This is a genomic window from Brevundimonas sp. GW821-FHT10E09 (genome assembly GCF_058809375.1).
The window spans coordinates 118452-131187 of sequence record NZ_JBXASO010000010.1 but is presented as its reverse complement, the minus strand read 5'-3'; the positions used below and the strand labels follow the sequence as shown (position 1 = coordinate 131187).

General features: G+C 69.6%; 8 protein-coding genes and 1 riboswitch. Of the genes, 5 read left to right on the top strand and 3 right to left on the bottom strand.

Features of this window, described 5'->3' with window-relative positions:
- Window positions 1-37 precede the first annotated feature (37 nt).
- The 3 genes from AC1RSI_RS11125 (at window position 38) to AC1RSI_RS11115 (ending at window position 2331) form a co-directional block, all read left to right on the top strand.
- Complete coding sequence (locus AC1RSI_RS11125; protein WP_035308687.1) at window positions 38-691, top strand: fumarylacetoacetate hydrolase family protein; 654 nt, start codon at window positions 38-40, stop codon at window positions 689-691.
- Window positions 691-1326, top strand: coding sequence for a maleylacetoacetate isomerase (maiA, locus tag AC1RSI_RS11120; RefSeq protein WP_035308686.1), 636 nt, complete (start codon window positions 691-693; stop codon window positions 1324-1326). Before AC1RSI_RS11125 ends, maiA begins: the two co-directional genes overlap by 1 nt.
- 84 nt (window positions 1327-1410) lie before the next feature.
- Window positions 1411-2331 (top strand): aldo/keto reductase, encoded by a 921-nt coding sequence (locus AC1RSI_RS11115; protein ID WP_035308685.1) that lies wholly within the window; start codon window positions 1411-1413, stop codon window positions 2329-2331.
- Here AC1RSI_RS11115 and AC1RSI_RS11110 read toward each other — a convergent pair.
- The gene (locus AC1RSI_RS11110; protein ID WP_008262044.1) at window positions 2315-4135 is read right to left on the bottom strand and encodes a TonB-dependent receptor plug domain-containing protein; all 1821 of its coding nucleotides are present in this window, start codon (window positions 4133-4135) and stop codon (window positions 2315-2317) included. The genes AC1RSI_RS11115 and AC1RSI_RS11110 overlap by 17 nt on opposite strands.
- 149 nt (window positions 4136-4284) lie before the next feature.
- Window positions 4285-4468: riboswitch (cobalamin riboswitch) on the bottom strand.
- Between the two features lie 74 nt (window positions 4469-4542).
- Here AC1RSI_RS11110 and mutS point away from each other — a divergent pair.
- Together mutS and AC1RSI_RS11100 are read left to right on the top strand one after the other, a co-directional pair.
- Window positions 4543-7245: a DNA mismatch repair protein MutS gene (mutS, locus tag AC1RSI_RS11105; RefSeq protein WP_035308684.1), complete on the top strand. Its 2703-nt coding sequence runs from the start codon at window positions 4543-4545 to the stop codon at window positions 7243-7245.
- An 89-nt stretch (window positions 7246-7334) separates the two neighbouring features.
- Window positions 7335-9161, top strand: coding sequence for a methyl-accepting chemotaxis protein (locus AC1RSI_RS11100; RefSeq protein WP_008261667.1), 1827 nt, complete (start codon window positions 7335-7337; stop codon window positions 9159-9161).
- A gap of 87 nt (window positions 9162-9248) precedes the next feature.
- On the opposite strand, the gene lpdA is transcribed toward AC1RSI_RS11100, so the two are convergent.
- Complete coding sequence (gene lpdA / locus AC1RSI_RS11095; RefSeq protein WP_035308683.1) at window positions 9249-10670, bottom strand: dihydrolipoyl dehydrogenase; 1422 nt, start codon at window positions 10668-10670, stop codon at window positions 9249-9251.
- A 123-nt stretch (window positions 10671-10793) separates the two neighbouring features.
- The gene (locus AC1RSI_RS11090; RefSeq protein ID WP_447941270.1) at window positions 10794-12686 is read right to left on the bottom strand and encodes a PAS domain-containing sensor histidine kinase; all 1893 of its coding nucleotides are present in this window, start codon (window positions 12684-12686) and stop codon (window positions 10794-10796) included.
- Between the last annotated feature and the right edge of the window lie 50 nt (window positions 12687-12736).

Sequence of the window (12736 nt, the reverse complement as noted above, 5' to 3'; positions counted from 1 at the left end):
CCTCGTCAAGCGCGTTTCGCCGTTCTAGATTGGGGAAATGACCGACCTGCTGTTCGCCCCCCGCCCCCTGCCGACCCTGCCGATCACCGGCGACGCCCGGCGCTTCCCGGTTCGCCGCATCCTGTGCGTCGGCCAGAACTACGCCGCCCATGCGCGCGAAATGGGGTCGGACCCGGACAAGCAGTCCCCCTTCTTCTTTTCCAAGCCCGGCGACGCCCTGGTGTCGGACGGGGCCGACCCGGCCTATCCGTCGGCGACGGACAATCTGCATTTCGAGGCCGAACTGGTGGCGGCCATCGGCGAGGGCGGGCGGATCGTGGGCTGGGCGGTCGGCTGCGACCTGACCCGTCGCGATCTTCAGGCAGAGGCGAAGAAGGCCGGGCGGCCGTGGGATGCAGCCAAGGGGTTCGACCAGTCGGCCCCCTGCGGCGCCCTGACCCTGGGACCGCTTCCGGCCCCCGCGGGCGTGATCGCCCTGAGCGTCAACGGCGAGACGAAACAGTCCAGCACCCTGGACGACATGATCCTGAACCCCGATCAGATCGTCGAGGCAGCCGGGAAACTGTGGTCGCTCCAGGCGGGCGACCTGATCTTCACCGGCACCCCGTCGGGCGTCGGACCCCTGGCGCGCGGCGACGCGGTGGTCGTGACCATCGACGGCCTGGCGCCCCTGAGCTTCAAGATCGTCTGATGATCCTGCACGGCTATTGGCGCTCGGGCGCCAGCTACCGGGTCCGCATCGCCCTGTGCCTCAAGGGCCTGGCCTATGAGACGGCGGCGCATGACCTGCGCAAGGGCGAGCAGAAGGCGGCCGATTATCTGGCCCTGAACCCCCAGGGCATGGTGCCGGCCCTGCAGGACGGGGATCAGGTCGTCACCCAGAGCCCGGCCATTCTGGAATGGCTGGAAGAGGTTCATCCCGAGCCGGCCCTGTTGCCGAAGGGATCGGCCGACCGGGCCCGTGTCCGGGCCATGGCCGCCCTGATCGGCTGCGATATTCATCCGCTGAATAATCTGCGCGTCCTCAGGTCGTTGCGCGAGGATTTCGCGGCGGACCAGGCCGCCGTGGACGCCTGGGCCGCGCGCTGGATCGCGCCGGGTTTCGACGCCCTGGAGATCCTGGTGGGCCGCCACGGCCAGGGGTGGAGTTTCGGCGACCGGCCGGGCCTGGTCGACTGCTATCTGATGCCGCAGCTCTATTCCGCGCGGCGGTTCAACATGGCGCTCGAGGCCTGGCCGGGGCTTCTGGCGGTGGAGGCGCGGGCGCTGGACCACTCCGCCTTCGGGGCGGCGCACCCGGATCGGCAGCCCGACGCCGACGCCTGATCCGCCATACCGACGATCTCCAGGTAAGACTCGCGTAACGTCTCGCTCAACCTCCTTTAAGCTTTGGAGGTGCAAGATGGGAATGTGACGCATTCCCCCGCCACCCCTTCGGCGCCTTCGCCCATAGATCGCCTGGCTCTCGCCGTGGTGACAGAGCCGGGACGCGCCCTGAATCCGTTCATGGCCGCGCCGTCGGGCGCGCGCGAGGACGCCATGCGCTTCCTGTTGCAGACGGGCGCGGACGCCGGTGTCAAGATGATCGCGACCAAACCGGGCGGCGACGGCGAACGGCTGCTGGGCCAGGCCTGGCCCTTCCCCTCGCCCTTCCGCGTGACGGTTCAAACCGTGGCCCTGAGCGAAGGCCTGGATCGGGTCGAGGCGCGGGCGCGCCGGTCGCTGGAACGCATGGGCCTGCCGCGCGGCGAGGCCCTGCTGGTCAATAACGCCGCCGACCTGGCCGGGGCCGAGGGCCGCGCCCTGTGGGACCGGCTGCAATCCCTGAAGACCCGCGGCCTGTTCCGCAGCATCGGCTTCTGCGCCACGGTCGAGGACGGCCCGGCCCTGCTGGCGCGCCGGCTGGAGGCCGACGTGGTTCAGATTTCCTGCAATCTGCTGGACCAGCGGGCCGCCGCCGAGGGCGTGCTGGACGAGATCAAGGCCGGCGGCGCCGAGGTGCACCTGGCCTCGGTCTTCGCCGGCGGGCTTCTGTTCGCGGTCGGCGATGAATTGCCGCCCCATCTGGCCAACTACGCCCAGGCCCTGTCGCGGACGCGCCGGCGTCTGGCCGAACGGCGCTGCGATCCGATGCAGGCGGCCCTGGCCTATGCGTTTTCGCTGAAGGCGGTGGACCGGGTGGTCGCCAGCGTGGCCTCGGCGGCCGAACTGCGCGCCATCCTGGCCGCCGCCCACGCGCCCGGCCCCGATCTGAGCTGGCCGGAGCTGGCGCTCGAGGCGCCGGCGGCCTTCACCGCCGACGCCCGCGCGCGGATCAGTAGCGCAGCCTGACCCCGACATAGGCCGACCGGCCGGGCTCGCCGTAGCCCAGCACCTGCTGATACCGCTCGTCGGCCAGGTTCTCGATCCGGGCCGTCAGGGCGACCTGATCGGTCAGCTGATAGGCCGTGTTCAGGTTGGCGGTGACGAAGCTGTCGCGCACCCCGCCGGAATCATCCTGGTCGCCCTCGGCGCGGACGGTCAGGGCGCCCGAAATCCGATCACCCGTCCAGCCCAGGGTGGCCGATCCCGCATGTTCAGGCACGCGCAGCAGGCGCGCGCCGGTCGAGCGGTCTTCGGCGTCGGTCCAGGCATAGGCCAGGGTCAGATCGAAGCCGGCCCCCAGCAGGGCGCGGCCTTCTAGTTCGACGCCGTCGGAGCGGGTCCGATCGACGTTGTCGTAGTAGATATCGAAAGTATCTTCATTGAAGAAGTAAATGATCTGATCCTCGACATTCAGGCGATACAGGGTGGCGCGGCCGTCGAAACGACCGTCGGCCGAGGCCCAACCCAGTGCCACTTCGATGCTGTCGGCCGTTTCCGGCTTCAGGGTCGGATAGGGAGTCGACGAGAAGCAGAAGTCGCAAACCGCCTGGCTGACTGACGGGGCCTTGAAGCCCGTGCCATAGGCGCCCGACAGGATGAAACCGCCGGTCAATTCATAGGCGGCGGAGATCCGGCCGGTGGTCTTGGAGCCGAAGTCGTCCGTATCGTCGAACCGCAGGCCGCTGGTGATGCTGAGGGCGTCGCTGACTTCATAACGGGCCGTGCCGAACACCGAGCTCGTGCCCAGGCTGACCTTGTCACCTGTCGAGATACTGCCTTCGCTTTCCTCGCGTTCGGCGCCGAAGGCGTAGGTGGCTGCGCCGGCCTCGCCATTCGCCTGCCAACGATAGGCCTGACGGTCGGCTTTGAAGGTCGAGGGGAAGGCGCTGAAGGTCTGGCGCTCGATGTCCGAGGTCGAGACGCTGAACTGGTGGTCTAGCCCGAAGCCTTCGACGCTCGCGCGAGCAAAGCCCGACCATTGTTCGGATTCTGACGTGTCGTCATTGTCGGAGACCGGGAAACCGTTATCCATATCGGCATCGCTCTTGGACCAGCGGGCCGATCCGTCGAACTTGACGTTGTCGGAGACGGCGTAACGTCCCTTCACGCCTGCGGTGGTGGTGGTGAAGCCGTCAGCCTCGGGATTGCCGTTGGCTTCGTCGGCGGCGGAGATTCCATCGGTGTCGAAATGCGATACATAGGCGCTGACGGCATAGGTCTCATTGGCGACGCCGGCGGCCAGACGCCCGCGCACCGTGTCATAGCTGCCGGCCTCGGCTTCGGCGCGCAGACCGTCGATCTCCTTGGTGGTGAAGGAGATCACCCCGCCGATGGCGTCGGACCCCCACAGCGACGACTGGGGACCGGACAGGACTTCGATCCGGTCGATGTCGCCCAGTTCGAAGCCAGAGAAATCATAGGCGCCGTTTGGCTCAGCCGCGTCGTTGACAGGCGCGCCGTCGACCAGGACCAGGGTCTTGCCGGGCGTGGCGCCGCGCATCCGAACCTGAGCGAGGCCGCCGAAGGCGCCCGTGCGCGTCACCGACAGGCCCGGCACGTCGGACAGGATGTCGGCGGCGAAGACGGCGCCGCGCTGTTCGATCGTCTTGGCGTCGATGACGCGGGCGCCGGGCGTGTCGGCGACAATCGCCGAGATACGGGTGGCGGTGATGACGACGTCGTCCAGCTGGGTCGCCTCGTCAAAGGCGAAGGCGGGCGCGGCGAAGGCGGCGGACAGGGCCGCCGTGGAGAGAAGAATGGAGCGCTTCATTGAGCGAGAATCCCCGATGTCGGCTCCGCGAGTGCGCGCGAGGAACCGGTATGAGCGAGCCGATCCGCCGGGCCTGAAAGGTCCGGACGGCGCAAGATCGGGTCGCTACGACGAGAAGTCCCCGCGCCTCTGTCTGGTCCCGGACAGCGGACGAGCGACGTCAGGCGGCCAGGTCTCCTGGCTTGCGGGTCATAAACCGCCGTCCTCGCCTTCCCAGTCACCCAGTGGCGCCGGGGTCGAGACCCCGGACGGACGACGCTCTCGCCGCCTACAGTTGCGGGCACAGCCACGGTGTCTCACCGTGTTCCCTTAACCGCCTGACACGGCCTATCGCAGGGGTGACAAGCCTGTGCAAGAGCCGTTAACGGGCTTGAGCGGTCGGTCGCGATCCGTCACCCTGACGGCACATGAACGCGCCCGCTTTTCCCTCCCCCGAACATTCGCCTGAAGTCGCCGCCTCGCTGGAAGGGGCGACGCCCTTCATGGCGCAGTATCTGACGGCCAAGGCCGGACAGCCGGACGCCATACTCTTCTTCCGCATGGGGGATTTCTACGAACTGTTCTTCAAGGACGCCGAGGTGGCGGCCGCCGCCCTGGGCATCACCCTGACCAAGCGGGGCAAGCACCAGGGCGAGGACATCCCCATGGCCGGTGTGCCGGTCCATGCGATGGAAGGCTATCTGGCCCGGCTGATCCGCCTGGGCCACAAGGTCGCCATCTGCGAACAGCTGGAAGATCCCGCCGAGGCCAAGAAGCGCGGCGGCAAGGCCGTGGTCCATCGCGGCGTGGTGCGGGTGGTGACGCCGGGCACCCTGACCGAGGACAGTCTGCTGGATGCGCGGGGCGCCAATCGTCTGGCGGCCGTGGCGGTGCGCAAGGGGCGGGCGGCGGTGGCGGTGGTGGAGCTGTCGTCCGGCGCTGTGGACAGCGTCGCCTGTGCGCTGGAGGACCTGGGCGCGGCCCTGGCGGCGTTCCGGCCGTCTGAGGTTCTGGTCACGGACCGGATCTATTCGGACCCGGCGACGCGGGACGCCCTGGACGGGTCCGGCGGCGTGGTTCAGGCCCTGGCCAGCGCCATCGCCGAGCCCCAGGCGGCCCAGGCGCGGGTCGAGCGGCTGTATGGCGTCGCGGCCCTGGACGGATTCGGCGCCTTCGAGGAGGCGGAAATTTCGGCCCTGGGCCTGATCGCCGCCTATCTGGAGACGACCCAGGCCGGCAAGGTCCCGGCCCTGGCGCCGCCGCGTCGGCTGGGCGAGAGCGGTTTTCTGGCCATCGACCCCGCGACGCGGACCAGTCTGGAGATCGACCGGACCCAGAGGGGCGAACGCGAAGGCTCGCTGCTGGCCTGTATCGACCGCACCGTCACCTCGGGCGGGGCCCGGGCCCTGGCGGAGCGGATCGCCCGGCCGTTGCGCGATCCGCTGGCGATCAACGAACAGCTCGACGCGGTCGAATGGCTGCTGGAGCGGCGCGATCTGCGCCGCAACCTGCGCGAGGGGCTGAAGGCCTCCTCGGACATCGCCCGCGCGGTCGGACGGCTGGCCTTGGGACGCGGCGGTCCGCGCGATCTGGCGGCGGTGCGTGTCGGCCTGACCATAGCGGAGGGGGTGGCCGGCCTGTTCATCGGCCAGGTGGATCCGATCACCGGTCAGCCGCGCCGCATCGCCCTGGCCTTGGATCGTCTCAGCCTGTCGCCCGAGGTGTCGCGGCTGAAGGCTGATCTGATCGACGGCCTGGTGGACGAGCCGTCCCACCTGGCGCGCGACGGCGGTTTCGTGCGCCCCGATTATCGTCCCGAACTGGACGCGGCCCGCACCCTGCGCGACGACAGCCGCCGGGTGGTCGCCGATCTGGAGGCGCGGGCCGTGGCGGAGTCGGGCGTGGCCTTCAAGGTCAAGCACAACGCCGTCCTGGGCTATTTCCTCGAGACCTCGGCCAAGGCGGCGGAAGGCCTGCTGCGGGCCGGGCCGGACAGCCCCTTCATCCATCGCCAGACCCTGGCCAGCCAGGTGCGGTTCACCACGGTCGAACTGTCGGAGCTGGACGCCAAGATCAGCCAGGCCGGCCACCGCGCCCTGGCCATCGAGGCCGAGACCTTCGAGACCTGGCGGCGCGAGGTCGCCCGTCTGGCCCAACCGCTGCAGGCGGTCGCCGAGGCCCTGGCCGAACTGGACGCCCACGCGGCCCTAGCGGAATGGGCGCAGGAGGTCGGGGCGACCCGGCCGGTAGTGGACGACAGCCTGGCCTTCTCCGTCGAGGCCGGGCGGCATCCGGTGGTCGAGGCGGCGGTCAAGGCGGCCGGCGATCCCTATACGCCCAACAATGCGCGGCTGGACGGCTCCGGGGCGGATTGCGCCCGTCTGGCCATCGTCACCGGGCCGAACATGGCCGGTAAATCCACCTTCCTGCGCCAGAACGCCCTGCTGGTGATCCTGGCCCAGGCCGGGGCCTTCGTGCCGGCGCTGTCGATGCGTCTGGGCGTGGTGGACCGGCTGTTCAGCCGGGTCGGGGCGGGCGACGACCTGGCGCGGGGGCGGTCCACCTTCATGATGGAGATGGTCGAGACCGCCGCCATCCTGACCCAGGCCACGCCGCGCAGCTTTGTCGTTCTGGACGAGATCGGGCGCGGCACGGCGACCTATGACGGCCTGGCCATCGCCTGGGCCACGGCGGAGGCCCTGCACGAGACCAATAGGGCGCGCACCCTGTTCGCCACCCACTATCACGAGCTGGCCCAGCTGGAGACGCGGCTGGACCATGTCTGCAACCTGTCCATGGTGGCCAAGGAGTGGAACGGCGATCTCGTCTTCCTGCACGAGGCGGCGCCGGGGGCGGCGGACCGGTCCTATGGGGTGCAGGTGGCCAAACTGGCGGGCGTGCCGGGCGCCGTGGTCGCCCGCGCGAGATCCGTGCTCGAACGGCTGGAAGGGGAGAAGGCGGCGACCGCCCGTCTGGACGACCTGCCGCTGTTCGCCCTGGCGGAACCGGCGCCGGTCCTTGCGCCCTCGCCGGTCGAGACGGCGCTCGGGGCCGTGGACCCCGACGCCCTGACCCCGCGCGAGGCGCTGGAGGCCCTCTACAGGCTCAAGGGAATGCTCACATCGAGATGAGATAGAGTATTGCCGTCGGGGAAGGTTCTTAACCTTGCTCATGTCAGGGATGCTTGACTGAAGACCCGAAGCCTCCACTGGATACGGCGATGAAACCCAGCGCGCTTTCCCTTTCGGCCAAGATCGCCCTCATGGTGATCGGCGCCCTGGCCGCCCTGACCGCGATCCTGCTGGCGGTGGCCGTGGTGCTGCTGACCCGGGATGCAGAGGCCAGCGCCGCCGAACGCCAGGAGGCCAATATGCGCGTCGCCTGGGACGTGCTGGCCGACTACGGCGACGGGTTTTCGGCGCGGGACGGCCGACTGTATGTCGGCTCCACGCCGATGAACGACTTCGTCGAACCGGTCGATCGGATCAAGGCCCTGGTGGGGGGCACGGCGACGGTCTTCATGGACGACCTGCGGGTCACGACCAATGTGGTCAAGGACGACGGTTCGCGCGCTGTCGGCACCAAACTCAAGCCCGGCCCCGTCTATGACGCGGTGCTGAAGTCCGGCAAACCCTATCGTGGTCAGGCCGACATCCTGGGCAAGCCCTATTTCGTCGCCTACGACCCGATCAAGAACGCCGCCGGCCAGACCATCGGCGTGCTGTATGTCGGCATTCCCAAGGCCGACTTCATGGCCTCGGTGAACCATATGATGGCCGGCCTGCTGATCTGCGGCGTCGTCGTCACCTTGCTGGTGGTGGGCGGCTGTCTGGTCGCCTCGCGCCGCATGTTCTCGCCGCTGCAGGCCCTGTGCGAGCGGATGGAGGCCCTGCGTCAGGGCCGCACCGATTTCGACGCCCCCTGGGTCTCGCGCGGCGACGACATCGGTCAGATCGCGCGCGCCGTCATCGCCTTCCGCGACGCCGCCGTGCGTCAGAAGGCGACCGAGACCGAGGCCGAGGCGATGCGCGAAACCGCCCGCGCCACCCACGCCGCCAGCGAGGCCGAGCGCGAACGCCTGGCCGAGGAAGACGCCGTCGTGGTCGGGGCCCTGGGCCAGGGTCTGGCGGCCCTGGCGCGCGGCGACCTGAACCACCGCATCACCGCCAGCTTCGCCGAGCGCAGCCGCAAGCTGAAGGACGATTACAACACCGCCGCCGACACCCTGGCCGCCACCATGGCCGATATCGTCGATCTGGTCGGGGCGATGCGCGCCGGAACCGCCGAGGTGTCCACGGCCACCGACGACCTGTCGCGCCGCACCGAACGCCAGGCCGCCGCCCTGGAACAGACCGCCGCCGCCCTGGATCAGATCACCGTCACTGTCCGCAAGACGGCCGAGGGCGCCCGGTCCGCCGCCGAGATCACCGCCCAGGCGCGCGGCGGGGCCGGAACGCGCGAGCGGATCATCGCCGACACCACCGCCGCCATGGGCGAGATCGAGGCGACCTCGGGCAGGATCGGCGAGATCATCGGCGTCATCGACGAGATCGCCTTCCAGACCAATCTTCTGGCCCTGAACGCGGGCGTCGAGGCGGCGCGGGCCGGCGAGGCCGGCCGCGGCTTCGCCGTGGTGGCGTCGGAAGTGCGCGCCCTGGCCCAGCGTTCCGCCGACGCCGCGCGCGAGATCAAGGGCCTGATCGCCGCCTCGGGCGCCAGCGTCGGCGAAGGCGCCCGGCTGGTGTCCCAGACCGGCGGCGCCCTGACCGCCCTGATCAACCAGGTGGCCGAGATCAACCAGTTGGCGGGCGAAATCGCCGCCTCGGCCCAGGAACAGGCCGTGGGTCTGGCCGAGATCAATGTCGCCGTGAACCAGATGGACCAGACGACCCAGCAGAACGCCGCCATGGTCGAACAGACCACCGCCGCCAACCAGGCGCTGAGCCAGGAGGCGGAAAAACTGGCCGAGCTGGTGTCGCGCTTCCGCATCGGCGAGCCGGGTGTGGACAGCCAGTCTCAGGACGCCCGGACCGTCTGGGCCGCCTAAGCCCAAGCCGGACAAGATCAAAAAAGCCCGCTCGGCGACTGCCGAGCGGGCCTTTTTCATGTCAGACGCCCGTCGGGGCGCGGCGGATCAGGCCTGCATCATCCAGCCTTCGACGTCCATGGCCGCCTGGCGGACGGCTTCCGAACGGGTCGGGTGGGCGTGGCAGGTGCGGGCGATGTCTTCCGAGGCGCCGCCGAAGCTCATGGTGATGGCGGCCTCGTGGATCATCTCGCCGGCCTGCGGACCCATGATGTGGACGCCCAGAACCTTGTCGGTGGCGGCGTCGGCCAGAACCTTCACGAAGCCGTCGGTCTCGTGGTTGATCTTGGCGCGGCTGTTGGCGGTGAAGGGGAATTTGCCCTTCTTGTACGCGATGCCGGCGGCCTTCAGCTGGTCCTCGGTCTGGCCGACCCAGGCCACTTCGGGGAAGGTGTAGACGACGTTGGGCACCAGAGCGTAGTCGACGTGGCCGTATTTGCCGGCGATGGTGTCGATCACGGCGACCGCGTCTTCTTCCGCCTTGTGCGCCAGCATCGGGCCGTGGGTCACGTCGCCGATCACCCAGACGCCGCCCTCGTTGACTTGGCCGGCGACCTTGAAGTGGTCATGGTCGATGAAGCCGCGCTTGTCCGGCGTGACGCCGATGGTCTCCAGACCCAGGCCCTCGGTGTAGGGGCGGCGGCCGATGGCGACCAGGACGACGTCGCCCTTCAGGGTTTCGGCGGCGCCGCCGGCCGACGGTTCGACCGTCAGTTCGACCCCGTCCTTGACCGGCTTGGCGCCCGTGACCTTGGCGCCCAGTTTGAAGACCATGCCCTGTTTGGTCAGGGTGCGCTGGAAGGCGGTGGCGACCTCGGTGTCCATGCCGGGGGTGATCCGGTCCAGGAATTCGACCACCGTCACCTCGGCGCCCAGGCGGCGCCAGACCGAACCCAGCTCCAGGCCGATGATGCCGGCGCCGATGACGATCAGCTTCTTCGGCACGGCCGGAAGGGACAGGGCGCCGGTGGAATCGATCACCTTGCCCGCCTCGAAGGCGACGCCCGGCAGGGGGGTGGGCTCCGAGCCGGTGGCGATGACGATGTTCCTGGCCTCAAGCGTCTGGACCGAACCGTCGGCGGCGGTCACCTCGACCTTGCCTTTGGCGACGATCTTGCCGCGGCCCTTGATCCAGTCGGCCTTGTTCTTCTTGAACAGGAACTCGATCCCCTTGGTCAGGGCGGTGACGCTGTCGTCCTTGGCCTTGTGCATCTGGCCCAGGTTCAGCTTGGGCTGGACCTCGATGCCGATCTTGGCGAACTCGCTGTTGGCGGCGTCGAACATTTCCGAGGCGTGGAGCAGGGCCTTGGACGGCATGCAGCCGACGTTCAGGCAGGTGCCCCCCAGGGTGGCGCGCATCTCGACGCAGGCGACCTTCAGGCCCAGCTGGCCGGCGCGGATCGCGGCGTTATAGCCGCCGGGCCCTCCGCCGATGATGACGACGTCGTAGGGAACGGGGGCTTCGGCCATGATATCCTCTGGTCTTCTGGCGCGTGGGGGCAGGCGGGCGGACACTAGCGCCGACCCCGCAGGGGTCAACCGCCGGGCGACATATGGGACGCCGGAATCGACCTTTGCAGGGGTAGGAAGCCGTCAGGAGACGATTTCAGGCGCCGGTTCGTCCGTCTGGCCCGTATTTTCGCTCGCGTCCGCGTCCTGCTGCTCCGCGCGGGGCAGGGTGACGGAGACCTCCGCCCCTTCGCCCGGCGTGCTGTCGATCGCCAGGGCGCCCGAGGACTGGCGCGCAAAGGCGAAGGCCTGCGACAGGCCCAGGCCGGCCGCGTCCGGCCGGGTGGTGAAGAAGGGCTCGGCCGCGCGGCGCAGGGTGTCGGCGTCCATGCCGGGGCCGGAATCGCGCACGCTCAGTCTCAGGCTGTCGTCGGCCATCATCGCCAGCCGCACCGCGACCGACCCGACGCCGTTCGACGCCTCGACCGCGTTTCGCGTCAGGGCCAGCACCGCCGCCTCGAAGGCCGCCGGATCGATCCGGGCGAAGGCCGGTTGGGCCGGGGTTTCGATCATCAGGTCGATCGACGGCCCCGACAGCAGACGCAGCTTGGTCTCCAGGCCCGCCAGGAAGATCCCGACGTCCAGCCGCTGAAGATTGGTGCGGTCCTCGTCCTGCGAGAAGGCGCTGAGGCGGCGGGTCAGGCGTTCGCCGCGCTGACCGGCGGCCAGGGCCGCCTGGCCCAGGCGGCGGATGCGCTCGGGCTCGTCGGCATGGCGCAGCATCATGTCCAGGGCCGAGGTCATGACTCCCAGAAGGGCGTTGAAATCATGGGTCACGCCGCCGGCCAGACGGCCGACATTGGCCATGCGCCGTTCGGCCTCCAGCTCGGCGCGAACCGCCTGTTCGGCGCGCGCGGCCTCGGCGACCGTGTCCAGCAGGGCCTGATTATGGGCGGCCAGGATTTCGCTCTCGCGGCGGGCGAAGTCCGCCTGCGCCGTTTGAAGGGCCTCGGCGACGGGATCGCGCGGATCGTCCTGGCCGGCGTCGTCTTCCGGCGCATCGGACAGAGGGGCCGGTTCTGCGGTTTCAGAGCCGGTCTCCATCGGGGCGATGTCGGCCAAGGGGGCGCCGGCCAGCAGGACGGCGTCCGGACGATCCGCCTCGTCGGCCAGGGGCGTCAGGGTCCAGCGGATCCCCGCGCCGTCCGCGTCCACCGTCTCGATCGGCGCAGCCTCGCCGTCATCGGCGTTCAGGGCGGCGCGCAAGGCCTGGCGGCCCTCGGTGCGACGGTCCAGCGGCAGGAACAGGTCGGCGAAGTCGGAACCCGTCACCCCCTCGCCGCGCCCCAGCATGATCAGGGCGGTGCGGTTGGCCTGGCGGATGCGGCCGTCGGCGTCGACCACCACCAAGGCGCCGGAGGCGGCGTCGAACACCCGGTCGGCCAGGCTGGGCCGGGCGGCGGGCGGCGGCGGGGGCGGCGCCGGTTCGATGGCGGGGGTGGTCAGGACGTCGGTCTCGACGATGGCGGCGATGGAGCCGGTGATCTGGCCCCGTTCGTTCTCGATCGGCATGGCCGTGACCGAAACCAGCATCTTCTTGCGGGTCGCGGCGTTCATCATCAGATGCTGGAAGCCCCGCACCGTCTGGCCGCGCAGGGCCCGGGCGCTGGGCAGCAGGTCGGCGGGGATCGGCTTGCCGTCCGGGAAGGTGATGCCCCAGGTCGCGGAATGGAAGCGCAGGCCCAGCAGTTCGGCGTCGCGACGGCCCAGCAGCTGATGGGCGGCGCGGTTGGCGAAGACGAACTTGCCCGTGCTGTCGGTCTCGACCATGGCCACGGGCACGGCGTTCATCGTCTCGAACAGGCGTCTGTCCGAGGATTCGGCCACCTTCTGGACGATGTCGAGCTGGTCGCTTGCGCTGGCGTGGCGGGCGCCGTGGGTCACGGCGAACCAGAGGGCGACGGCCGCGAGGGCGTAGCCGACGACGGCCGTGATGCCGAAGATCAGCGTCCAGTTGACCTCGCCTTCGAGAAACATTCGGTCGATCCGTTTCAATCTGGGGCGTCCGCCGCCCAGGTTCGCCAGGA